This is a genomic window from Pseudomonas sp. 01L34, assembly GCF_056400265.1.
Genome location: NZ_JBFTSX010000007.1, coordinates 401,869 through 426,592 on the forward strand (window position 1 = coordinate 401,869; position 24,724 = coordinate 426,592).

The 24,724-nt window shown below is 58.5% G+C and carries 20 protein-coding genes, 1 tRNA gene and 1 rRNA gene; 7 read left to right on the forward strand and 15 right to left on the reverse strand.

The features are described 5' to 3' along the window. Positions 1–26: 26 nt before the first annotated feature. Entirely contained in the window at positions 27–1,736 is a 1,710-nt protein-coding gene (gene recJ, locus AC1DQM_RS23545) for a single-stranded-DNA-specific exonuclease RecJ (protein WP_477746933.1), read from the reverse strand. Positions 1,737–1,803: 67 nt separating this feature from the next. Then, positions 1,804–2,346 (reverse strand): YaeQ family protein, encoded by a 543-nt coding sequence (locus AC1DQM_RS23550; RefSeq protein WP_007940622.1) that lies wholly within the window; start codon positions 2,344–2,346, stop codon positions 1,804–1,806. A gap of 149 nt (positions 2,347–2,495) precedes the next feature. Between AC1DQM_RS23550 and AC1DQM_RS23555 the strand changes: the two genes are divergently transcribed. Then, positions 2,496–3,695, forward strand: coding sequence for a CaiB/BaiF CoA transferase family protein (locus AC1DQM_RS23555; RefSeq protein ID WP_018926698.1), 1,200 nt, complete (start codon positions 2,496–2,498; stop codon positions 3,693–3,695). Then, positions 3,676–4,602, forward strand: coding sequence for a TIGR02285 family protein (locus AC1DQM_RS23560; RefSeq protein ID WP_138866857.1), 927 nt, complete (start codon positions 3,676–3,678; stop codon positions 4,600–4,602). The genes AC1DQM_RS23555 and AC1DQM_RS23560 overlap by 20 nt, the downstream gene beginning before the upstream one ends. Positions 4,603–4,773: 171 nt before the next feature. Here AC1DQM_RS23560 and AC1DQM_RS23565 read toward each other — a convergent pair whose 3' ends face one another. From AC1DQM_RS23565 to queA, 12 genes are all read right to left on the reverse strand, one after another. After that, positions 4,774–5,061, reverse strand: a complete 288-nt coding sequence (locus AC1DQM_RS23565) for a DUF3509 domain-containing protein (RefSeq protein ID WP_019581629.1) — start codon at positions 5,059–5,061, stop codon at positions 4,774–4,776. Positions 5,062–5,404: 343 nt separating this feature from the next. Then, positions 5,405–6,760: a transporter substrate-binding domain-containing protein gene (locus AC1DQM_RS23570; protein WP_477746934.1), complete on the reverse strand. Its 1,356-nt coding sequence runs from the start codon at positions 6,758–6,760 to the stop codon at positions 5,405–5,407. A gap of 133 nt (positions 6,761–6,893) precedes the next feature. After that, on the reverse strand, positions 6,894–8,303 hold the full coding sequence (gene thrC / locus AC1DQM_RS23575) for a threonine synthase (protein WP_019651847.1): 1,410 nt from the start codon (positions 8,301–8,303) through the stop codon (positions 6,894–6,896). Between the two features lie 66 nt (positions 8,304–8,369). Then, positions 8,370–9,674 carry a homoserine dehydrogenase gene (locus AC1DQM_RS23580; RefSeq protein WP_018926703.1) on the reverse strand — a complete coding sequence of 435 codons (1,305 nt, stop codon included), beginning with the start codon at positions 9,672–9,674 and terminating at the stop codon, positions 8,370–8,372. A gap of 134 nt (positions 9,675–9,808) precedes the next feature. Further along, positions 9,809–10,540 carry a DsbC family protein gene (locus AC1DQM_RS23585; RefSeq protein WP_477746935.1) on the reverse strand — a complete coding sequence of 244 codons (732 nt, stop codon included), beginning with the start codon at positions 10,538–10,540 and terminating at the stop codon, positions 9,809–9,811. Positions 10,541–10,804: 264 nt separating this feature from the next. Further along, entirely contained in the window at positions 10,805–11,701 is an 897-nt protein-coding gene (gene xerD / locus AC1DQM_RS23590) for a site-specific tyrosine recombinase XerD (protein ID WP_019651849.1), read from the reverse strand. Positions 11,702–11,837: 136 nt separating this feature from the next. Further along, positions 11,838–12,386 carry a glycine zipper 2TM domain-containing protein gene (locus AC1DQM_RS23595; protein ID WP_018926705.1) on the reverse strand — a complete coding sequence of 183 codons (549 nt, stop codon included), beginning with the start codon at positions 12,384–12,386 and terminating at the stop codon, positions 11,838–11,840. Positions 12,387–12,506: 120 nt separating this feature from the next. Beyond that, complete coding sequence (gene secF, locus AC1DQM_RS23600) at positions 12,507–13,421, reverse strand: protein translocase subunit SecF (protein ID WP_018926706.1); 915 nt, start codon at positions 13,419–13,421, stop codon at positions 12,507–12,509. A gap of 9 nt (positions 13,422–13,430) precedes the next feature. Further along, positions 13,431–15,299 carry a protein translocase subunit SecD gene (gene secD / locus AC1DQM_RS23605; protein ID WP_018926707.1) on the reverse strand — a complete coding sequence of 623 codons (1,869 nt, stop codon included), beginning with the start codon at positions 15,297–15,299 and terminating at the stop codon, positions 13,431–13,433. 63 nt (positions 15,300–15,362) lie between these two features. Then, a complete protein-coding gene (gene yajC, locus AC1DQM_RS23610) occupies positions 15,363–15,698 on the reverse strand; it encodes a preprotein translocase subunit YajC (RefSeq protein WP_007934009.1) in 336 nt (111 codons plus the stop codon). Between the two features lie 43 nt (positions 15,699–15,741). Further along, positions 15,742–16,857: a tRNA guanosine(34) transglycosylase Tgt gene (gene tgt / locus AC1DQM_RS23615; protein WP_019651852.1), complete on the reverse strand. Its 1,116-nt coding sequence runs from the start codon at positions 16,855–16,857 to the stop codon at positions 15,742–15,744. Between the two features lie 14 nt (positions 16,858–16,871). After that, positions 16,872–17,921, reverse strand: coding sequence for a tRNA preQ1(34) S-adenosylmethionine ribosyltransferase-isomerase QueA (queA, locus tag AC1DQM_RS23620; RefSeq protein ID WP_105344839.1), 1,050 nt, complete (start codon positions 17,919–17,921; stop codon positions 16,872–16,874). 107 nt (positions 17,922–18,028) lie between these two features. Here queA and AC1DQM_RS23625 point away from each other — a divergent pair. The 5 genes from AC1DQM_RS23625 to AC1DQM_RS23645 all read left to right on the forward strand — a co-directional run bounded on the left by AC1DQM_RS23625 (position 18,029) and on the right by AC1DQM_RS23645 (position 24,323). Further along, positions 18,029–18,113: transfer RNA gene (locus tag AC1DQM_RS23625), tRNA-Leu, on the forward strand. A gap of 163 nt (positions 18,114–18,276) precedes the next feature. Continuing rightward, positions 18,277–19,596 (forward strand): tyrosine-type recombinase/integrase, encoded by a 1,320-nt coding sequence (locus AC1DQM_RS23630; RefSeq protein ID WP_090316474.1) that lies wholly within the window; start codon positions 18,277–18,279, stop codon positions 19,594–19,596. 908 nt (positions 19,597–20,504) lie between these two features. Next, the gene (locus tag AC1DQM_RS23635; RefSeq protein WP_090316471.1) at positions 20,505–21,482 is read left to right on the forward strand and encodes an integrase domain-containing protein; all 978 of its coding nucleotides are present in this window, start codon (positions 20,505–20,507) and stop codon (positions 21,480–21,482) included. Next, complete coding sequence (locus AC1DQM_RS23640) at positions 21,479–21,754, forward strand: hypothetical protein (protein ID WP_090316468.1); 276 nt, start codon at positions 21,479–21,481, stop codon at positions 21,752–21,754. The genes AC1DQM_RS23635 and AC1DQM_RS23640 overlap by 4 nt, the downstream gene beginning before the upstream one ends. Before the next feature lie 196 nt (positions 21,755–21,950). Then, complete coding sequence (locus AC1DQM_RS23645; protein ID WP_090316466.1) at positions 21,951–24,323, forward strand: TOTE conflict system archaeo-eukaryotic primase domain-containing protein; 2,373 nt, start codon at positions 21,951–21,953, stop codon at positions 24,321–24,323. 277 nt (positions 24,324–24,600) lie between these two features. On the opposite strand, the gene rrf is transcribed toward AC1DQM_RS23645, so the two are convergent. Next, a 5S ribosomal RNA gene (rrf, locus tag AC1DQM_RS23650) occupies positions 24,601–24,716 on the reverse strand. Between the last annotated feature and the right edge of the window lie 8 nt (positions 24,717–24,724).

Consider the following 24,724-nt stretch of genomic DNA (forward strand, 5'->3'; position numbering starts at 1 on the left):
ACCAAAACCACAACAGCAGTTAGACATTATCGCGGTTCGATGTGGGCAATCATCAACTGTACAGTCTCGTTTCCGCGAAACTCGTTGAGGTCGAGCTTGTAGGCCAATTCGACCCACTTGATGGTCGGATTCGGCCAGATGTCCCGGTCGATCCCGAAGGCGATGCCATCCAGCTTCACCGAGCCGCATTCACTTTTCAGCACCACTTTGAGGTGCCGCTCGCCAACCACTCGTTGCTCGACCAACTGGAACACCCCGTGAAACAACGGCTCCGGAAAGTGTTGCCCCCAAGGCCCGGCGTGGCGCAGGGCGCGGGCCAGTTCCAGGTGAAACTCCTCGACCGCCAGGGTGCCGTCCGACAGCAGTCGCCCGGTCAGGTCTTCTTCGCGCATTTGCCTGCGCACTTCGGCATCGAAGGCTTCGGCGAACAACGGAAAATTCGCTTCCGGTAAGGTCAGGCCGGCCGCCATGGCATGGCCACCGTATTTGCTGATCAGGTTTGGATGCTGCGCCGCGACCACGCTCAAGGCATCACGAATGTGAAAGCCCTGAACCGAACGCCCCGAGCCTTTGAGCAGGCCTTCGCCAGCATCGGCAAAGGCAATGGTCGGACGGAAATAGCGCTCTTTCATACGCGACGCGAGGATACCGATGACGCCCTGGTGCCACTCGGGATCGAACAGGCACAGGCCGAACGGCATCGATTCCACCGGCAGATCCTTGAGTTGGGCCAGCGCCTCGCGCTGCATGCCCTGCTCGATGGATTTACGGTCCTGGTTCATGCCATCCAGCTGAGCCGCCATTTCACGGGCGGCGCCAGCGTCTTCGGTGAGCAGGCACTCGATGCCCAGGCTCATGTCATCCAGCCGCCCTGCCGCGTTCAGACGCGGACCGAGGATAAAGCCCAGGTCAGTGGAGGTGATGCGCGAATGATCACGCTTGGCCACTTCAAGGATCGCCTTGATCCCCGGCCGTGCGCGCCCGGCGCGAATTCGCTCCAGGCCCTGATGCACCAGAATCCGGTTGTTGGCATCCAGCGGCACCACGTCGGCGACGCTGCCCAGCGCCACCAGGTCGAGCAATTCGCCAATGTTCGGCTGCGGCTTGCTCTCGTACCAGCCCAGGCTGCGCAAACGCGCACGCAGGGCCATCAGTACATAGAAAATCACTCCGACACCGGCCAGGGCTTTGCTCGGGAATTCGCAACCCGGCTGGTTCGGATTGACGATGGCATCGGCCAACGGCAGCTCGTCGCCGGGCAAGTGGTGATCGGTGACCAGCACCTTGAGCCCGGCCTTTTTCGCCGCTGCCACGCCTTCGACGCTGGAAATGCCATTGTCCACGGTGATCAGCAACTGCGGCTCGCGGGTCAGCGCCACTTCGACGATTTCCGGGGTCAGGCCGTAGCCGTACTCGAAGCGGTTTGGCACCAGATAGTCGACATGCGCCGCGCCCAACAGACGTAACCCCAACATGCCCACGGTACTGGCCGTCGCGCCATCGGCATCGAAGTCGCCAACGATCAGAATCCGCTGACGCTGCTCCAGCGCCGTTACCAGCAAATCCACCGCCGCCTCGATGCCCTTGAGCTGCTGGAACGGAATCAGCCGCGCCAGGCTCTTGTCCAGTTCAGCCTCGGACTGCACGCCCCGAGCCGCATAAAGGCGGGTCAGCAGCGGTGGAATATCACCGAGGAATGGCAGGGTGTCGGGCAACAGGCGAGGTTCGATGCGCATGGGGTGACAGGTGCTTCTCTTGAATACGTAGGATAAAACCGGGGGGACGCGGCCAAGCGGCGAATAATCAGCCGCGTTCGCCGGCCAGCCATTGCAACTGGACTTCGTGCTGACCACGGTCGTCGGTGACGAAAATCGTTCCTTCGCTGATCATCACGTCCCACTTGATAACGCGCGGCATGTCCTTGGCCAGGGTTTCCAGCACTTCCTGGGGCACGGCGGCGATGTTGACGTTTTTCAGGGTCTTGATCGCCGGGATCACTTTGCCTTCCCAGACACGCAGGCTGCCGTAAGCCAGCAGGCTGGTGCGTTCGGTGCGGCGCGAGCACCAGGTCAGGCGGTCGGCGTCTGGCTGGCCGACTTCGATCCAGTGCAGGACACGGTCGTCCAGGCTCTTTTCCCACAGCGCCGGTTCATCCACGTCTGACAGACCACGGCCAAAGGACAGCTGCTCGTTGTACCAGAAGGCGTAGGCCAGCAGCCGCACGGTCATGCGCTCTTCGGTTTCCGAAGGGTGACGGGCGATGGTCTGCTTCACGTTCTCGTAGACGCTGCGGTCGAGGTCGGTGAGGTTCAGTTCAAACTTGTAGGTCGTGGACGGCTGGGCCATGAACGGGCTTCTTGATACGGGGAAAGGCGGCAAGTCTAACCGATGCAAGAGGGCAATCAACGAATTGAAGGCGAATCAACTTTGGGCGATGGATGTCGGCCTATGATAAAACGCTGTATTCGCTCAGCCTTTGTCCTACAGGATTTCGCATGCCGTTCTCCAATAAACCGCTCTCGGGTCTGAAAGTCATCGAATTGGGTACGTTGATTGCCGGGCCGTTTGCCTCGCGTATTTGCGGCGAATTCGGCGCCGAAGTGATCAAGATCGAGTCACCGGACGGCGGTGATCCGTTGCGCAAATGGCGCAAGTTGTATGAAGGCACCTCGCTGTGGTGGTTCGTTCAGGCGCGCAACAAGAAATCCCTGACCCTGAACCTGAAACACCCCGATGGCCTGGCGATCCTGAAACAGCTGCTCAGTGAAGCGGACATCCTGATCGAGAATTTTCGCCCCGGCGTGCTGGAAAAGCTCGGCCTGGGCTGGGAAGTCTTGCACGCACTGAACCCGAAACTGGTGATGGTGCGGCTCTCGGGCTTTGGCCAGACCGGCCCCATGAAAGATCAGCCGGGCTTCGGTGCGGTCGGTGAGTCCATGGGCGGCCTGCGCTACATCACCGGGTTCGAGGACCGGCCGCCAGTGCGCACCGGGATTTCCATCGGCGACTCGATTGCCGCGCTCTGGGGCGTGATCGGCGCACTGATGGCCTTGCGTCATCGCGAGGTCAACGGCGGTTTGGGGCAAGTGGTTGACGTGGCGCTGTATGAAGCGATCTTCGCCATGATGGAAAGCATGGTCCCGGAGTTCGATGTGTTCGGCTTCATCCGCGAACGCACCGGCAACATCATGCCGGGCATCACACCCTCCTCCATCCACACCAGCGCCGATGGCAAACACGTGCAGATCGGCGCCAACGGCGATGCGATCTTCAAGCGATTCATGCTGATCATCGGCCGCGAGGATCTGGCCAACGACCCAGTGCTGGCCAGCAACGACGGGCGTGACAGCCGTCGCGACGAGATTTACGGGGTGATCGATCGCTGGGTCAACTCACTGCCGCTGGACGCGGTGATCGAGCAATTGAACCAGGCCGACGTTCCCGCCAGCCGGATCTTCAGCGCCGAAGACATGTTCAGCGATCCGCAATACCTGGCCCGGGAAATGTTCCTGCAAGCCAAGCTGCCCGACGGCAAGGACTTCAAGATGCCCGGCATCGTACCGAAGCTTTCCGAGACACCCGGCACCTCGGAATGGGTCGGGCCGCAGTTGGGTGAACACAATGCGCAAGTCCTCCACGATCTGGGCTACGACCCGGCACAGATCGCACGACTGCGTGAAGACGGGGCCATCTAAGCTGAATCGCCTGCTTTCATCTGTCCTCGATTACGCCGGCATCGGGCGCCTGCTGGCGGCGCTCGGGCTGTTGTCGGGCCTGATATCCCCGGCCCTGGCGCAACCCAAGGAGCATTTGTTCTGGCTGTTGCGCGACCTGCCGCCACTGACGATCTTCGAAGGCCCGAAAAAAGGCCAGGGCGTCATTGACCAACTGATGCCCCTGCTGATCGCCGGTATGCCGCAGTACGAACATACCCTGATACGGGTCAATCGCGCCCGCGGCATGCAGATGCTTCACGAAGAATCCTTTACCTGCGACCCCTCGCTGGTCTGGAGCAGGGAGCGCGAACAGTGGATCACGTATTCCATTCCGGCCTTCCGGGTGGTCAGCAATGGGCTGGTGATCCGACGTGAAGATCGGTCGGTGCTGGAGCCGTTTCTTTCCAACGGTGCAGTCGATCTGGCGGCCCTGTTGGCCAGCGGTCGACAGAAAGTCGGTGTGATCGCCGAGCGCCGTTACGGTGAGTTCCTCGACACACTGCTGCAACAGGCGCCAGCCGGCGCGCTGACGCCCCACTATGGCAATGACGCCCTCGGCAGCCTGCTGCAGATGCAACGCTTGGGTCGTTTGCAGGTGGTATTGGGTTACTGGCCGGAAATCCGCTATCAGGCCCATCAGGAAAACCTGGCCGATGAGCAACTGGAGTTCTACCCGGTCAAAGGCACGGGCAACTACATGCCCGTGTACATCGGTTGCTCGAATACGCCCCTGGGTCGACAGGCGATCAGTGAAATCAACCGACTATTGCGCGCCCTGCCCCGCGAGCACCTGGACCCGTTGTATGCCGACTGGCTCGACCCGCAAAGACGCAAGAATTACCTGGAAGAAACCAAGGCCTTTTTCGAGCATCAGGCCACGCAATGACAAATCGCAGGCAAAAAGAAACCCCGAGAAGTGGGGAGACAACTCGGGGTTAAACGTGGCCTGTATTACAGACCCGTAGCAGCAAGCTACAAGCACCGGAGCACAATGCTTGATCCTGCCGTTACATGGTCTGACTGACCTTGGCGCAGGAAGGTTCCCACAAAAAACACTTCAATTTCGGCTGGCCAGGCGCTTGTCCTGAGCAGCATTGCGCAACGCCGCGATAACACAGGGCTCCAGGCGTCCTTCAGCGATCAGCACGTCACGGTGCAAGCCGTCGACGACATCCGTCAGCAGACGTTTATCGGTTAACTGGGCCTGATTGAACAGCCGTTCGACCACGATAGCGCCGGTCGCACTCTTGAGCGTCACCAGGCATTCGCCATGGGCACCCGATGGGGTCAACGTGACTTGGTACGGGCTCAGAGCCTCGCCGAGCAATAGACTGATACTTTCCATCTCGATCACCACTCAATAGTCCGCAAACAAAGTGCCTGGGGCGTATCCACAGTAAATGACCCCAGGCCCGAGAAGAAAGTTCTGGATTCCAACGGCAGGCGCACCGGCGCCTCTGGTGGATAAAGCATGCCCGGAAAAGATGACAGTAAAAAAACAGCCGCGTTTAAACCCTTTCACCCGAGACGCATTCCTTGTAGCAGCTGCCGAAGGCTGCGTTCGGCTGCGCAGCAGTCGTGAATCCAGGCCACGCGGTGCTTCAGTCAGACCTTGCAAGCAGGTTTTACGACTGCTGCGCAGCCGAACGCAGCCTCGCAGGCTCGGCAGCTGCTACAGGCATTGCGCTTTACAACTGCCTTGTCCGCTTGGCCAGATCGGTCCATCCGCCCAGCAGTCCTCGCAATTGACCGTCGGCACTGTAAAACGGCACCGTCCACTGATAGATGTCCCTGACGCCGTCCTTGAACATCAACTGACGTTCGCTGAAGCGGGTCTTGCGCGTACCGAGCTGGGCCATGAACTCGGCGTGCAGTTGCTCGGCGGTTTCTTTGGGCAAGACATCGAGTTCGATCAGTCGACGCCCCTGAATCTGGTCGAAACGGGTCGACAACCCCTCTTCATAACTCTTGTTGCACATGATCAAGCGCCCTTCCAGATCACGCACGAACATCGGATCGGGCATGGCGTCTATCAAGGCATGCTGGAAGGCGAGCTGGTCATTGAGGTCTTTTTCGGCGTCCCGACGTTGCTGGATCAACACCGTGAGTCGCCGGTTCCACAGCAGGGATAGCAGCGCAAAAACACTGGCGAAAAAAACGCTCCAACAGCCCCATTCGGTTATTTGCTGCCAGGTCGAAGGCGTCTGTACAGGAACAATGCCATCGAGCCACTTCAAGCGAATCGCGCGTAACTCGGCAGGCGGAAACGCTTCGAGCGCCTTGTTGAGGATGCTCAACAATTGCGGCTGCCCTTTGCGTAGCGCCAGATGATCAGCTTCCCATTTACCCTCCACCGTATCGCCCACCTTGAGCTGCCCTGACGGATAGAGCTGCGCCCCGGTTTCATTCTCGATGGTGGCGTAGGCTTCGCCGCTTTCGACCAACGCTCTGGCCTCGGCGTAGGTTTTGACCGAACGTAGCTCGATGGCCGGATAGTCGCGACGAATGGTCGCCTCCAGCGCATGCCGGGCTGGCAGCACCAGTACTCTTTTCGACAGTTGCTGCATGGATTGCACCGTTGGCGCGCCCGCTCGCCCGACGAACACCCAGCCCGCACCACCGAACGCATGACTGAAATCCAGGAACTCCTTGCGCTCCTCACTCATTGCCAGTGTGGTGCTAATGTCTGCCGCGCCGCTTTCCAGCCGCTCCAGCAATTGATCGGTGGAAAACGTCTCTTCATGGAGGAACTTCAGCCCTGTCATGGCGCTGATGCGGTTGAGCACATCGTTGTTCAACCCGCTCCAGTGTCCATGCTCATCCTTGAACAGATACAACGGGTACTGCGCCGACGCGACGGTGACCGTCGGATGTTCCGCAATCCATTGCAGCTCCTGAGCGTCTAGCCCGATAGCGGCCTCGGCGACCGCCCCCCGGGGCTCATAAGCCGCCAATTGCGCCGCCAGCCCCCATTGAGCAACGCTCATGGCTCCGACCAGAAATATCCAGCACGCAGCTGGTTTAAACCCTCTAAAAAACAGCATTGCCACTTCCTTGGTGATCGTCTCGCCCGCCCTTCATGGGCGGCTCTTCATTTACGAAACCCGACAAGTGTGGCATGCAGAAATGAGAAAGCCCGTCAGGAGACGGGCTTCAAAATGTGACAGCTTTTACCGGTTACAGTGGCTTGCCGCGGTTGCCATGCTGACTGACAAAGGCCTGCACGGCTTTCAGGTCATTCGGCAACACGGTGCAACGCTCGTCTCGCTCAAACAAATCAGAAAGATGTGCAGGTAGTTCGAGTGCTTTTCCTACACCAGCTTTTTCCACCGCGTCCGGGAATTTGACCGGATGAGCCGTGCCCAGGATCACCATAGGGATATCCAGGCTGCGACGGCATTCGCGCGCGGCCTTCACGCCGATGGCGGTGTGTGGGTCCAGCAGCTCGCCGGTTTGCTCGAAGACTTCGGCAATGGTTTCGCAGGTTTGGGCGTCATCCACCGCCAGCGAATCGAACAGCTTGCGCGCCTCGGTCCAGCGTTCCTGCTCGACGCTGAAACCGCCGCCCTGCTTGAAGGTGTCCATCAAACCGGCAATCGCCGCGCCGTTGCGACCGTGCAGGTCGAACAGCAGGCGTTCGAAGTTCGACGAGACCATGATGTCCATGGACGGCGATAGCGTGGCGTGCAGGGTTTCCTTGACGTACTGATTGCCGCTCATGAAGCGGTGCAGGATGTCGTTGCGGTTGGTGGCGACGATCAACTGGTTGATCGGCAGGCCCATGTTGCGCGCCAGGTAACCGGCGAAGATATCGCCGAAGTTGCCGGTCGGCACCGAGAACGATACCGAACGCGCCGGGCCACCCAGTTGCAGGGCTGCGTGGAAGTAGTAAACGATCTGGGCCATGATCCGCGCCCAGTTGATCGAGTTCACCGCTACCAGGCGAGTGCCCTTGAGGAAGCTCTGGTCGGCGAAGCTCGCCTTGACCATTTCCTGGCAGTCATCGAAGTTGCCTTCGATGGCGATGTTATGGATGTTCTCGCCGAAGATGGTGGTCATCTGGCGACGCTGCACTTCGGACACGCGGTTGTGTGGATGCAGGATGAAGATGTCAACGTTTTCGCAATGCTTGCAGCCTTCGATGGCCGCCGAACCGGTGTCACCGGAGGTAGCGCCGACGATCACCACGCGCTCACCGCGTTTTTCCAGTACGTAGTCGAGCAGGCGACCGAGCAGTTGCAGGGCGAAGTCCTTGAACGCCAGGGTCGGGCCGTGGAACAGCTCCAGCACCCATTCGTTGCTGTTCAGCTGACGCAACGGCGCCACGGCGTTGTGGGAAAACACGCCGTACGTTTCTTCAAGAATCTTTTTGAAATCGGCATCGGGGATGCTGCCGGTGACGAACGGGCGCATCACCCGGAAGGCCAGTTCGTGATACGGCAGGCCGGCCCAGGAAGCGATTTCTTCCTGAGTGAAACGTGGCAGGTTTTCCGGGACGTACAGACCGCCGTCGGTGGCTAGACCGGCCAGCAGGACGTCTTCGAAATTCAGGGCCGGTGCCTGGCCGCGGGTACTGATGTAACGCATGACTGACTCCAATGGACAGTGTTCGCAATGCCGGGCCCGCGTGCGGGCCCGGTGAACGATAACGGCTTAGTTCAGGTGCTCGACGCGGATCCGTACAACCGGACCGACCACGCCCGCCAAGGCTTCCAGGGCAGCGATCGCATCGTTGATGTGCTGTTCCAGCACACGATGGGTCAGCAGGATCATCGGCACCAGGCCGTCGTGTTCCTCGACTTCCTTCTGCATGATCGATTCGATGTTGATGCCGCGCTCCGACAGGATGCTCGCCACCTGGGCCAACACGCCCGGATGGTCCTTGGCCTGAATGCGCAGGTAGTAAGCGCTTTCGCAGGCTTCGATCGGCAGGATCGGGTGGGCCGACAGCGAATCCGGCTGGAAGGCCAGGTGCGGTACACGGTTTTCCGGGTCGGAGGTCATGGCGCGAACCACGTCCACCAGGTCGGCGATTACCGACGAAGCAGTCGGTTCCATGCCGGCACCAGCACCGTAGAACAGGGTCGAACCGGCAGCATCACCGTTGACCATCACCGCGTTCATCACGCCGTTGACGTTGGCGATCAGGCGATCGGCCGGGATCAGCGTCGGGTGCACGCGCAACTCGATACCGGCCGCGGTGCTGCGCGCCACGCCCAGGTGCTTGATGCGATAGCCCAGCGCTTCGGCGTAGTTCACGTCAGCGGTGGTCAGCTTGGTGATGCCTTCGGTGTAGGCCTTGTCGAATTGCAGCGGAATGCCGAACGCGATGGAAGCCAGGATCGTCAGCTTGTGGGCGGCGTCGATGCCTTCGACGTCGAACGTCGGGTCGGCTTCGGCGTAGCCCAGGGCTTGCGCTTCGGCCAGCACGTCTTCGAAGGTCCGGCCTTTTTCACGCATTTCGGTAAGGATGAAGTTACCGGTGCCGTTGATGATGCCGGCCACCCAGTTGATACGGTTGGCGGACAAGCCTTCACGGATCGCCTTGATCACCGGAATGCCGCCGGCCACGGCCGCTTCGAACGCAACGATCACGCCCTTCTCGCGAGCCTTGGCGAAAATTTCATTACCGTGAACGGCAATCAGTGCCTTGTTCGCGGTGACCACATGCTTGCCATTCTCGATGGCCTTGAGTACCAGCTCGCGGGCAACGGTATAGCCGCCCATCAGCTCTATGACGATGTCGATCTCAGGGTTCGTGGCCACTTCGAAGACATCGTTGGTAATCGCAATACCGGTCGTCTGGAACTGAGGCTTTGGCGTGCGCATGGCAATTTGTGCCACTTCGATTCCACGCCCGGCACGACGAGCAATTTCCTCGGCGTTGCGCTGAAGTACGTTGAAGGTACCGCCACCGACGGTCCCTAACCCACAGATGCCTACTTTGACCGGTTTCACTGTGAACTCCCCATAAAACGGCCGACTCGAGGCCGGCCGTGAAAACAGCCGCAGGTTCGCGGCTCTCTATTGATGGCCCGGCAAATGCTGCCGCCGGACCACGCTCGTCAAAGGCTGGCCGTGACGATGCGAATTTACTTCGCGCCCAGTGCCAGTTTGGCGACTTGTGGCGCAGGCTGGTAGCCCGGAATGACCTGACCGTCAGCCAAAACGATGGCCGGTGTACCGTTCACGCCAATCGACTGACCGAGGGAAAACTGCTTGGACACCGGGTTATCGCACTTGGCGGCCTTGATTTCCTTGCCATCGACCATTTTGTCCATGGCGGCTTTCTTGTCTTTCGAACACCACACGGCTTGCAGTTGCTCGTCACCCGGCGAGCCCAGGCCCTGGCGCGGGAACGCCACATAACGCACTTCGATGCCGCGCTTGTTCAGCTCAGGCACTTCGGCGTGCAGCTTGTGGCAATACGGGCAAGTGGTGTCGGTGAACACGGTGATGTGCGACTTGGTTTCGCCGATGGCCGGGTAGACCACGGTTTCCGCCACTGGAATGTCGTTGATCAGCTTGGCAATGCCCAGGCGTTCGGTCTTCTCGGTCAGGTTGACCGGTTTACCGTCCTTGAGCTGGAACAGGTAGCCCTGAACGACGTATTGGCCGTCGGCGCTGGCGTAAAGCACGCGGCTGCCCTTGAGCTTGACTTCGTACAGACCTGGCAGCGGGCTGGCGGTGATGGTTTCGACCGGCACGTCGAGCTGGAGGTTTTCCAGGCTTTTACGAATGGCTTGGTCGGCCGCGTCATCGGCGACGGCAAAGGTGCTGACCAACGCAATGGCTGCAGCGGCGAAAATCTGGGTCAGACGCATGAGAACTCCTGAAGGCGGACAAATGGGACGATCAGAACGCCCGTGCCGAAACACCGGGTCATAACCGCCCATCGTGCAAACCGGCAAAGCCTACCACATAAGGCCCGTGTGGCGAGGGGGCTTGCCCCCGTTGGGTTGCGAAGCAGCCCCTCTTTGGCGATCCCTATCCGACATATGGACCGAGGCGTGAGGCTTGACGACTGCTGCGCAGCCGAATGGGGGGCAAGCCCCCTCGCCACAGGGTTTGTAACCATCCCGCATTGATTAGCCTCTGGGGTGATGCTTGGCATGCAGATCCTGCAAGCGCGCCCGAGCGACGTGAGTATAGATCTGGGTGGTGGAGAGATCGCTGTGGCCGAGCAACATTTGCACCACCCGAAGGTCGGCACCATGGTTGAGCAGGTGCGTGGCGAAGGCATGACGCAAGGTATGCGGCGACAGCGACTTGCCGATCCCGGCGACCTTGGCCTGGTGCTTGATGCGATGCCAGAAGGTCTGGCGGGTCATCTGCTCACCGCGCAGGCTGGGGAACAGCACATCGCTGGGACGCCCGCCCAGCAACTCGCCACGGGCATCGCGCATGTAACGCTCGACCCAGACAATCGCCTCCTCGCCCATCGGCACCAGCCGTTCCTTGCTGCCCTTGCCCATCACCCGCAGCACGCCTTGGCGCAGGTTGACCTGTTCCAGCGTCAGGCTGATCAGCTCCGTCACCCGCAAGCCACACGCGTAAAGCACCTCAAGCATGGCGCGATCACGCTGACCGATGGCCTCGCTCAAGTCCGGCGCGGCCAGCAAGGCCTCCACATCGGCTTCCGATAAGGATTTAGGCAATGGCCTACCCAGTTGCGGCATATCCACGCGCAGGGTCGGATCCACGGCAATCAGCTTTTCCCGCAACAAATAGCGATAGAAACCACGCACGCCGGAGAGGAATCGCGCCGTAGAACGGGGCTTGTAGTTTTGCTCCAGGCGCCAGGCCAGGTGATCGAGGATCAACTCGCGCCCGGCGTTGATCAGCTCCAGGCCTTTTTCCTGCAACCAGCCGTTGAACAAGGCCAGGTCGCTGCGATAGGCATCGCGGGTGTTATCGGAAAGGCCTTTCTCCAGCCACAGGGCGTCGAGGAACTGGTCTATCAGGGGATGATCGATGGCAGGCATGGGGGCTCAGGACTGGCGGGCAAAAGGCCGCAAAAATGAAGAGTCTTGCATAACACGTTGAAGGTGACACATGAAATTCGGGCACAAAAAAAGCATCCCTTGCGGGATGCTTCTTTTTGAGTAGACGCTCAGCTCATTACCGGGCCGGTTCGTTCTGCCCCAGGATCAGCTTGCCATCCTTGTCGACCGGAATCTGATTGCCCGGATCGCGATCCATCCGCACCTTGCCTTCCTTGCCGTCCAGCGAATAACGAACGTCGTAGCCTACGACCTTGTCGCTGATGTCATTGACCGTGTTACAGCGAGTCTGAGTCGTGGTGTAGGTGTCACGCTCCTGCATGCCTTCCTGCACCTTGTTACCCGCATAACCGCCGCCGACCGCACCGGCCACTGTGGCGATTTTCTTGCCTGTACCGCCGCCGATCTGATTGCCCAACAGGCCACCAGCCAGGGCGCCGACCACCGTACCGGCGATCTGGTGTTGGTCTTTCACCGGCGCTTGCCGGGTCACCGTAACGTCCTTGCACACTTCACGTGGAGTCTTGATTTGTGTCTTGACCGGTTCAACGGCCAGCACTTGTGCATACTCAGGGCCGCTTTTAACCAGTTTGTAGGTGGCAACAGCACCACCGGCAGTCACACCGACAGCACCCAATACCGCACCAACCAGCAACGACTTGTTCACATGAACCTCCTGGCTATAACAGACGGGACAAACCCGCGCTTCTCCCAGCCTTGGAGCATGAAAAAAGGCGCGAGTTCAACACTCGCGCCTTCTCGGCTTGCAGCAGGAAAAAGATAACCGTTATGGACGGTCGTCGACTTCCTTCTCGCTCGTCGCCACAGGAATCAGGTCTTCGCTGTTCAGGTTCAGCCAGATCAGCACCACGTTCGCGATGTAGATCGAGGAGTAAGTACCCGCCAGAACACCGATGAACAGGGCAATGGAGAAACCGAACAGGTTGTCGCCACCGAAGAACAACAGGGCCGCGATCGCCAGCAAGGTGGAGATCGACGTCGCCATGGTCCGCAGCAGGGTTTGCGTGGTCGAGATGTTGATGTTCTCGATCAGGCTGGCCTTGCGCAGGACGCGGAAGTTCTCACGAACCCGGTCGAATACCACGATGGTGTCGTTGAGCGAGTAACCGATGATCGCCAGTACCGCCGCCAGCACCGTCAGGTCGAAGGTGATCTGGAAGAACGACAGGATACCGACGGTCACGATAACGTCGTGGATCAAGGACACGATCGCACCGACCGCAAACTTCCACTGAAAGCGGAAAGCCAGGTAGATCAGGATGCCACCCAGCGCCATCAGCATGCCGAGGCCGCCCTGGTCGCGCAGTTCTTCACCCACCTGCGGGCCGACGAACTCGACACGCTTGACCTGAGCCGGGTTGTCGCCGCCGACTTTCTGCAGCGCTTCAGCCACCTGGTGACCCAGTTGCGGATCTTCGCCAGGCATGCGCACCAGAAGATCGGTAGTCGCACCGAAGTTCTGCACGATGGCTTCGTGATAACCGGCTGTAGCCAGTTGCTCACGCACCTTGGTGACATCGGCCGGACGCTCGTAGGTCAGCTCGATGAGCGTACCGCCGGTGAAGTCCAGGCCCCAGTTCATGCCCTTATGAAAGACACTGAACATTGCCAGCGCGGTAAGGAACAATGTGACGCCGAACGCAAAGTTGCGAACGCCCATGAAGTTGATTGTACGTAACATGGCAGCCCCTTAAATCCACAACTTCTTGAAGTCACGACCGCCGAAGATCAGGTTGACCATCGCGCGGGTCACCATGATGGCCGTGAACATCGAGGTAAAGATCCCGAGGGACATGGTCACGGCGAAACCCTTGACCGGGCCGGTGCCCATGGCAAAGAGAATCCCGCCCACCAACAAGGTTGTCAGGTTGGCGTCGAGAATCGCGGTGAATGCCCGGCCGAAGCCTTCGTTGATTGCCCGTTGTACGGTCATGCCGGCCGCGATCTCTTCACGTATCCGCGAGAAGATCAGGACGTTGGCGTCGACCGCCATACCCATGGTCAATACGATACCGGCGATACCCGGCAGGGTCAGCGTTGCACCCAGCAGCGACATCAAGGCCAGCAGCATCACCATGTTCACTGCCAGCGCAACGGTGGCGATGAGGCCGAAGAAGCGGTAGATGGCCATGATGAACAGCGAGACAAACAGCATGCCCCACAACGATGCATCGATACCTTTGGTGATGTTGTCGGCACCCAGGCTTGGGCCAATGGTGCGCTCTTCAGCGAAGTACATCGGAGCCGCCAGACCACCGGCACGCAGCAGCAGCGCCAGCTCGGACGATTCGCCCTGGCCGTTCAGGCCAGTGATGCGGAACTGGGCACCCAGCGGCGACTGGATGGTCGCCAGGCTGATGATCTTCTTCTCTTCCTTGAACGTCTGAACCGGCACGTCTTTCTCGACGCCGTTGACCACTTGCTTGACGTAAGTGGTGACCGGACGCTGTTCGATGAAGATCACTGCCATGCTGCGGCCGACGTTGCTGCGAGTCGCACGACTCATCAGCTCGCCACCGTGGCCATCCAGACGGATGTTCACTTCTGGCGTACCGTGCTCGCCGAAGCCGGCCTTGGCGTCAGTCACCTGGTCACCGGTGATGATCAGGCCACGCTCGATCAGAGCCGGAGGACGCTTGCCTTCACGGAACTCGAATTCCTCGGAAGTGGCTTTCGAAGCGCCAGGCTCAGCCGCCAGACGGAACTCCAGGTTGGCCGTCTTGCCGAGGATACGCTTGGCTTCTGCGGTGTCTTGCACGCCCGGCAGCTCAACCACGATGCGGTTGGCGCCCTGGCGCTGAACGATAGGTTCGGCAACACCCAGCTCGTTGACGCGGTTACGTACCGTGGTCAAGTTCTGCTTGATGGAGTATTCACGGATTTCCGCCAGCTTGGCCGGGGTCATCGCCAGACGCAGTACCGGTTGGCCATTGAGGTCGGCCGGAACAATGTCGAAATCGTTGAAGTTCTTGCGGATCAGCGCACGGGCCTGTTCGCGGGAGTCTTCATCAGTGAAGCCCAGCTGAATGGCACCGCCCAGTTGCGGCAGGCTGCGATAGCGCAGTTTCTCTTTGCGCAACAGGCTCTTCACATCGCCTTCGTAGACTTTCAGGCGTGCGTCGAGGGCTTTGTCCATGTCCACTTCCAGCAGGAAGTGCACACCACCGGACAAGTCCAGACCCAGCTTCATCGGGTGCGCGCCCAGGCTGCGCAGCCATTGCGGGGTGGTTTGCGCCAGGTTCAGTGCAACGACGTAGTCATCGCCCAATGCCTTGCGCACAACGTCTTTGGCTGGCAACTGGTCTTCAGCCTTGACCAGGCGAATCAGACCGCCCTTGCCGTTTGCCGCCAGCGTGGCCGCCTTGACGTTGATCCCGGATTCCTTGAGCGCGGTGCTCACACGGTCCAGATCAGCTTGATTGACTTGCAGCGCAGTGCTTGCACCGCTGACCTGAATGGCCGGGTCATCAGGATATAGATTGGGAGCGGAATAAATCAGACCGACCGCCAGCACCGCCAGGATCAGAATGTATTTCCACAGAGGGTATTTGTTCAGCATCACGCCGCCCGCTTATGACGCGGGGCGCCTTGCGCGCCCCGTCGATTGAGTAGAAGTTGTAACTTAGATCGCTTTGAGCGTGCCTTTTGGCAGCGTGGCGGCGATGGCGCCTTTCTGGAACTTCATTTCAACGGTATCGGACACTTCCAGAACCACGAAGTCGTCGGACACTTTGGTGATTTTGCCGGCGATACCACCGGTGGTCACAACTTCGTCACCTTTTTGCAGGCTGCTCAGCAGGTTCTTCTGCTCTTTGGCGCGCTTGGCCTGTGGACGCCAGATCATCAGGTAGAAGATAACCAGGAAACCGACCAGGAAAATCCACTCAAAGCCGCCGCCCATCGGGCCTGCCGCAGGTGCAGCAGCGTCAGCCATGGCATTAGAGATAAAAAAGCTCATTTAGCACTCCAGTTGCAAATGTTGAATCTTGGGGTCAGAAAACTCAGTCCAAAGGCGGAACAGGCAACCCGCGTTTGGCGTAGAAGGCATCGACAAAGGCGGCCAATGTACCCTGTTGAATAGCCTCGCGCAAACCAGCCATAAGCACTTGATAATGGCGCAAGTTATGGATGGTATTGAGCATGCTTCCCAGCATTTCGCCGCACTTGTCCAGGTGATGCAGATAAGCGCGGGAGAAGTTCTGGCAGGTATAGCAATCGCAGGTCGGATCCAGCGGCGAATCATCATGGCGATGGAACGCGTTACGGATCTTCAGCACGCCTGTATCAATGAACAGATGCCCGTTGCGGGCATTACGGGTTGGCATCACGCAATCGAACATGTCCACACCGCGGCGCACACCCTCAACCAGATCTTCCGGTTTGCCAACGCCCATAAGGTAACGAGGTTTGTCAGCCGGCATCTGACCCGGCAGGTAATCGAGCACCTTGATCATCTCGTGCTTGGGCTCGCCCACCGACAGACCACCGATGGCCAGGCCGTCGAAGCCGATCTTGTCGAGGCCTTCCAGCGAACGCATGCGCAGATCCTGGTGCATGCCGCCCTGGACGATGCCGAACAACGCCGCCGTGTTGTCGCCATGTGCATTCTTCGAACGCTGAGCCCAGCGCAACGACAGCTCCATCGATACGCGAGCGACGTCTTCGTCGGCCGGGTACGGGGTGCATTCGTCGAAGATCATCACGATGTCCGAGCCCAGGTCACGCTGGACCTGCATCGACTCTTCCGGCCCCATGAACACTTTGGCGCCGTCGACCGGAGAGGCGAAGGTCACGCCCTCCTCCTTGATCTTGCGCATGGCGCCCAGGCTGAACACCTGGAAACCGCCGGAGTCGGTCAGAATCGGGCCTTTCCACTGCATGAAATCGTGCAGGTCGCCGTGCTTCTTGATCACTTCGGTGCCAGGACGCAGCCACAAGTGGAAGGTGTTGCCCAGAATGATTTCCGCGCCGGTGGCGACGATATCCCGCGGCAGCATGCCCTTGACCGTACCGTACGTGCCCACCGGCATGAAGGCCGGGGTCTCGACGGTACCGCGCGGGAAGGTCAAACGACCGCGACGCGCCTTGCCGTCAGTAGCAAGCAACTCAAACGACATACGACTTTGGCGACTCATTCTTTGTCCTCAGGGCCACGTGGTGCGGGATTACGGGTGATAAACATCGCATCACCGTAGCTGAAAAAGCGGTATTCGTTGTCGACGGCGGCTTTATAGGCGGCCATGGTCTCGGGATAACCGGCGAACGCCGAAACCAGCATCAACAGTGTGGATTCGGGCAAATGGAAGTTGGTGACCAGAGCATCGACCACATGAAATGGCCGGCCCGGGTAGATAAAGATATCGGTGTCGCCACTGAACGGCTTGAGCACGCCATCGCGCGCGGCGCTTTCCAGCGAACGCACGCTGGTGGTCCCCACGGCCACCACACGACCGCCGCGAGCGCGGCAGGCCGCAACGGCATCGACCACGTCCTGGCCAACTTCCAGCCATTCGCTGTGCATGTGGTGATCTTCGATCTTCTCCACGCGCACCGGCTGGAACGTGCCCGCGCCGACGTGCAAGGTCACGAATGCGGTCTCGATGCCCTTGGCGGCAATCGCCTCCATCAGCGGCTGATCAAAATGCAGCCCCGCCGTCGGCGCCGCCACCGCGCCCAGGCGCTCGGCGTATACCGTCTGATAACGCTCGCGGTCCGAGCCTTCATCCGGGCGGTCTATATAAGGAGGCAACGGCATGTGCCCGACGCGGTCGAGCAGCGGCAACACCTCTTCGGCAAACCCCAGTTCGAACAACGCATCGTGACGCGCCAGCATCTCGGCCTCGCCACCGCCGTCGATCAAAATCTTCGAGCCGGGCTTGGGCGATTTGCTGGAACGCACATGGGCCAGCACGCGATGACTATCGAGCACCCGCTCCACCAGAATTTCCAGCTTGCCGCCGGAAGCTTTCTGGCCAAACAGCCGCGCCGGAATCACCCGGGTATTGTTGAACACCATCAAATCGCCTGGGCGCAAATGCTCAAGCAAATCAGTGAATTGACGGTGTGCCAGGGCGCCGCTGACCCCATCCAGGGTCAACAGGCGACTACCGCGACGCTCGGCCAAAGGATGGCGAGCAATCAGCGAATCAGGGAGCTCGAAGGTAAAGTCAGCAACGCGCATGATGGGGTTCGTCTAGCAGGGCCGGGAAGTCTAGCGGAAATATCAAAAATTCTCCATGTACCTGATTGACCAGCGGTATTCACCTCTCTATACTTCGCCGCCATTGAGCCCTGATGGCGGAATTGGTAGACGCGGCGGATTCAAAATCCGTTTTCGAAAGGAGTGGGAGTTCGAGTCTCCCTCGGGGCACCATTTGATGTACATAGACGTCCAAGGACGTCTACGCAACACCCCTAGAGCCCGCTAACTGCGGGCTTTTTGGTCTTTGGGGTTCCATCCCCGTCCCTTGCCAGCCAGGCTCTTTTTGGTACATTTTCTGTACATATTCCAGTTCGAGAACCGGAGGTGTACAGCCATGCCCCTCACTGCCTTGCAAATCAAAGCCTCCAAGCCGGCCGACAAGCAATACACGTTGGGTGATAGTTCGGGTCTTGCCCTGCTGGTGAAACCCAACGGCAGCAAGTACTGGCACTTCCGGTACACCTATCAGGGCCGACCGGCGCGCATGTCACTGGGCGTGTATCCGCATATCTCTTTGCAAGAAGCCCGCGAACGGGCTGCCGAATGCCGCAAGCTGCTCAAGGACGATATCAATCCTGGAGCCAAGCGACGGGATGACAAGCAGCAGCAACGGGAGGCTGGGCTTAATACCTTCCGGCGGGCTACGGAGTACTGGTATCAGTTCAAGGCTGACTCTGGTCGCAGCCCTGCGACGCTGAAAAAGATTCGCGACTACCTAGATAAGGATCTGCTGCCGGCGCTTGGTGAGAAGCAGTTGGAGGACATCACTCGGGCCGACTGCGCGAAGCTACAGGCCAGCATCGAAAAACGTGGCGCGTTCAACGTGGCAGACAAGGCCCGGACCTGGCTCAAGCAGATTTTCAGCCAGGCGATTGCGCGGGGGTTATGCGAACACAATCCGGCTTCAGAACTTCATGCCATCGCGTTGGCGCCGCCTCCCCCTGAGCACTATCCGCATTTGCGTGAAAGCGAGCTGCCGGATTTTCTTCAGGCGCTGAGTAAGACCACCAGCCGGTTACCGTCAAGGATTGCTTCGTGGATGGCAATACTGACGGCGAGCCGACCCGGCATGGTTCGGTATGCGACGTGGGATGAAATCGACTTTGAAGAAGGGACGTGGACCATACCGGCTGAACGCATGAAGATGCGCCGAGACTATGTCAGTCCCCTACCCCATCAACTGATCGCGATGCTGATCAAGCTACACCAATGCACTGGGCGCAGCCGCTACTTGTTTCCGGGGAGTGGTGAGAAACGCCCCGTCATCAGCGAGAACACGATCAATCTGGTGTTTGCCAAGATTGGCTATAAAGCGCGGATGGTGAGCCATGGCGTTCGCCACACCGCGAGCACGCTACTGCGCGAACATGGGTGGCTGAAGGATCATGTTGAAAGTCAACTGGCGCATGTCGAGGGTGGCATTGCTGGGGAGTACAACCAGGCGCTGTACCTGACGCAACGGCGGATCATGATGCAGTGGTATGCCGATTATCTCGATGCGCTCAGGGTTGGGCTTACGGCGAGCCTGCGGGATCAGTTTGATACGCGGGTTAATCAGTTTCTGTCGCGCAAGTCTTCGGAGCTTCTCGGGGTCAACGCGGTCGGTGGCGGCATCAGCGCCTTGGAAGATGAGCGTGGCGCATTCCAGCGCTAACACGCCAGTGAAATCTCCACAGCTTTGCCTTCCACGCGGGCCCTTCCAAACAGGGCTGCAAAGCCGCCCTGTTTGGAAGGGCCTCACTTGAAAAATCTAAAAACCAGCGTAACCGTCCTCTAGAAACCACGGATTTCCATAGACGGCTTATGCCATTCGCAGCCGCAGAATTCTCGAAAAAACGAGCCTTGACCCTGTCTATCGTCGAGCGTAGTAAAGATCGTGCAAGTGCTGTCGTTGACAGCAACCCAGGTAGCCCGAACCTTTAAGGCTACGCCACACCGTGGTGGTTCTCCCAAAGTGCGATTTGCGTCCGGCGGCTCGCACGGTCACAGCGATGTGATGGATGCCTACTTTTACTAGTGTGCCCACTGCGGCAACTCATACCCCTTCATATCTGCCCTGCAGCAACTTATCCGCGTGGCCATTTCATTGCGCCAACCTGCGCCCGTCTCTTTCTCCCGGAAAGAGACGGGCGCTCCTACCACTGCTGCAGCCCACCTCGTACCAGGTTTTGCGGCATTCCCCCTCGTGACAATCGGCGCGACAAACACCGATGTCACCAGCAACAGCGATGCCGATGATGGTGCCGCAGCCCACGGAATGGACTGCACCTGACTGACAGTCAGGTATGCCCCGGTCGTCGCTTCACTGCCTTCACCTGACTCAGGATCTCGCGGCGCTGGTCTCGTCAGCCAATGCAGCCTCCACCCGCCCACTTCCTCGGAAGTGTTCAGGAGGCCAGATCATGAGATGCCCAAGCTCCCGGCCGTAAGGAGCCGCCAGTCCCGCGTTAGTGGACAACCCTCATAGGTCGCAGGGGCCTTGATCCCTGATAACACTCAACATTCTTGGCGGGATGACGTGGGGGAAGGTTTTAAGAGTTTGGCTTCGAGAGGAATGTGATCATGGCGTTGGTCGGTAGACGGGATGGGCGCAATTTTGGCTATGGTCGGCAGCTGAGCTATGCCGGGCCGCAAGCGCTAAAAGATCTGTTTGGCGGCGGGCATTACGGCACCGTTAAAGCGCACAGCGATCGTTGGCAGGCGTTCGTGCGCTGGTGTCGGTCGGAGGATGGCCCGGGATTTAATGACGCTCGGCAGATTGATCGGCAGACCTTGCTGGATTACGCGAAGCATCTGCGTCACCTGGTTGAGCGCAGCGATCTCGCCATCGCTACCGCACAAAATCGACTGTCCAGCGTCAACCGAACCATGGCTGCGCTTCGCGGTGATCAATATGTGAAAGTGCCAAGTCCAAGCAAGGCTTTGGGAGCGCAGCGCATCACCGTGCGCACGACAAACCCTCAAGGCCAAGATCACGAGCAAGTGATACGCACAGTCGATGCGCTCCGCGAACAGCATCCGCGTGCCGCCGCCATCGCACAATTGGCACGTGCCACTGGCATGCGTCTGCGCGAAGCGATTCTGGCCGACCTACCGCGACTCAAGCGCGAAGCCGAACACTACGACAAGATCAACATCCAGGACGGCACCAAAGGTGGCCGCGGCGGAGCAACCGCGCCTCGTTGGATCACGGTGGATGACCATATTCGCGCAGCGCTCAGGTACGCGGAACAGGTCTCACCCGACGGTAGCCGCAACCTGCTGGCACCAAACGAGAGCTACCTCGATTTCCAACGGGAAATCGTCCGCCCCGCCCGAGATATCCTCCATACGCACAACCTCCAAGGCTTCCACGAACTGCGCACGGCCTATGCGTGCGAACGCTATGAGCAGATCACCCATCACCTGGCGCCCATCAACGGTGGCAGGTGCAGGCGCCTCGATCCACGCCTTGATCGAGAGGCACGCTTACAAATCAGCTATGAGCTGGGACATGGTCGAATCGACGTGGTATCGGCGTATATCGGTGGTCGGGCATGAATAAACCATTCGATATGGAGATCTTCTTGGCTGGGGTGCTGACTGGGGCACATGCCACACGCGAACGTCACATCCGCCAGGCCAAGACTATTCAAGCAGCCATTTCTGAACGCTGGAACCGAGAAAATCCATGGACATGGCAAAGAAAACATCTCGTTTGGTTTTTGAACCACCACATGAACTCAAACTCGAAATCGACGCGCTACTACTACCTACTGACCACAAACTTGATCACTCTGCGCCGAGGAAAACCCTGGAATTTTCCACGCTAGCCGAATGCCAGCAACTTCGCGTTCTGTATCCCTCACCGGCAGATTGAGCCAGCCAACGATTTGATTGGGATTAGGGCGGACCTCTTGAGCTCCTGAACCAAACCTCTGTTGTTTGATAACCTCTATGTTTTACTGGTGGTCTGAGGGTTGTAGCTCGAGGCTACAGGCTTCACTTGAGACGTAGAGGCTGAAGGCGGTGATAGACACTAGTCTGGTGGCGCAGTTAAGGGCTGAGAATGCAAGATTGGTTGCCTTGCTGGATGCTCATGGCATCGATTGGCGCCCGCCTGCTGAGCCGGTCAAGATTGCGATTGTCCAAACACAACAATCACAGCAGCTCGATACTGAAGGGAAGCTTGCCCTATTCCGAGGCTTATTTCGCGGTAGAACGGACGTCTACCCCATCCGCTGGGAAAGCAAGACAGGCAAATCAGGATACGCACCCGCTTGCGCAAACGAATGGAGACCAGGCGTTTGTGAGAAGCCCCGAATCAAATGTGGTGACTGCGGTAACCGTCAGTTACTTCCACTGATCGATGAGGTGATCTATCGCCATCTAGCAGGTGAAGTGGTTATCGGTATCTACCCCCTGCTTCCTGATGACACCTGTTATTTTTTGGCTGTCGACTTCGATGAAGCCGAATGGCGTGATGATTCCAAAGCTTTTGTGCAGTCATGCCATGAGCTGAACGTCCCGGTGGCGCTCGAAATATCGCGCTCAGGCCAAGGGGCTCATGGCTGGATTTTCTTTGAGCGTAATGTTCCTGCCTGCGATGCGCGCCGCCTCGGTGCCGCAATCATCAGTCATGCCTGTGAGCGCACCCGCCAGTTGGCGCTCAGCTCCTATGATCGACTGTTTCCAAACCAGGACTATATGCCCAAAGGCGGCTTTGGAAATCTCATCGCGCTCCCTTTGCAAAAGCGCGCTAGGGCCCAAAACAACAGCATTTTTGTAGACGACTCGCTTGAGCCTCATCCTGATCAATGGGCCTTCCTGGCATCGATTCAGCGCATGAGTCCAGAAGATATCCAGCCCGTTATTATCCAGGCGATGGGTAATCGAGACCCTCTAGGGGTCGCCTATGTCGATGACGAAGGTGATGCAGAACCTTGGAAAGATCGTGAATCGAGATCACGTAAATTGACATGCCCGTTGCCTGCTGCTGTCAACATCACGCTGGCCAACTTAATTTACTTTGAAAAGTCGGGATTGCCACAGCCATTGGCAAACCAGCTTGTCCGGCTCGCTGCTTTTCAAAATCCTGAGTTCTACAAAGCTCAGGCCATGCGCATGTCAGTGTGGAACAAGCCAAGGATTATCGGCTGTGCCCAGAACTTCCCCAAACATATTGCGTTACCGCGTGGCTGTTTGGATGCTGCGCTGGAGCTTTTAGTGGAAAACGGGGTTACCCCTATTCTTAAAGACGAACGCTTCGCGGGCGACCCCATCGACGTGAGTTTTCTCGGGACCCTGCGTTCTGACCAAGAGGCTGCTGTCAGCGCAATGCTAAGTCATGACACCGGTATTCTCTGCGCACCGACTGCTTTCGGTAAAACTGTCAGTGCTGCTGCGTTGATTGCCGCACGTGGCATTAACACGTTGGTGCTTGTGCATCGGACGGAACTGTTAAGGCAGTGGCAAGAGCGCTTGCAGGTGTTCTTGGGAGTCGGGAATGGTGTCGTTGGAACTCTTGGAGGCGGAAAAGCGAAGCTTACCGGCATCATCGACATTGCCGTAATGCAGTCTTTATCGCGAAAAGGCGAGATCAGCGATCAGGTAAAAAACTACGGCCAGATCATCGTTGATGAGTGTCATCACCTATCAGCAGTGTCATTCGAGGCACTACTGAGGAGCGCGACCGCGCGGTACGTGCTGGGACTCACGGCAACCCCAGTGCGCCGAGATGGGCAGCAGCCTATTATTTTCATGCAGTGCGGACCGATCCGACATTCTGCTGCTCGGCCAGCGAATGCGCCTCATGACCTATCTGTCGTGCCTCGATTGCTGTCCAAACCAATAGTGGTCCCCGACGGCTTTGGGATTCAGGACGTTTTTCGGCATCTAGCCGACGACTCTGAGCGGACAGCCAAAATCGTCTCGGAGATTGAGCTGGCGTACAGCGAGGGTAGAAAAATTCTAGTGCTAACGGAGCGGACGGAACATGTGGATGCCCTTGAATTAGAATTGAAGCAGCGTGTGCATAACCTTTTCACGCTTCATGGGCGAGTGCCTAAGAAACAGCGCCTTTCCCGTATGCATGAGCTTGAGTCCCTTCCCCCTGATGCTCCACGGGTGCTGTTGGCAACAGGAAAACTAGTAGGTGAAGGCTTCGATCACCCGCCGTTGGACACGCTGGTGCTGGCAATGCCCATCTCATGGAAGGGAATCCTTCAGCAATATGCGGGGCGGTTGCATCGATCGCATGCCGATAAGGCCGACGTGCGAGTGATCGACTTCGTTGACGAGGGAAATGTCGCGCTGCTGAGAATGTGGAATAAGCGCCAGGCGGGTTACAAAGCGATGGGCTACCGCATGGCTGACTCCATGGCCACCATGGACCTACTCTAACGTGGTTGACGGTTCAGAGTGTGTTGGAGATTTCTGCACCGATGACTCTATGCCCTGGGATGAACAACGCTCAGAGAAAAACCATAGCGCAGCGCCAGACTCACTTGGATTTCTTTTGCATGAACTCCAGATCGACAATGATTGATCCAACAGCAGAGATCGTTCGGAATGTCCACGAAACCAGATGCAATTCAATCTCCGTAGCAGTCTCAGGTTGCTTTTTCGAGGACAAACAAAACCCCTACCTGTATGCGCAGATAGGGGTTTCGGAATTTAATCTTGACGATGACCTACTCTCACATGGGGAAACCCCACACTACCATCGGCGATGCATCGTTTCACTGCTGAGTTCGGGATGGGATCAGGTGGTTCCAATGCTCTATGGTCGTCAAGAAATTCGG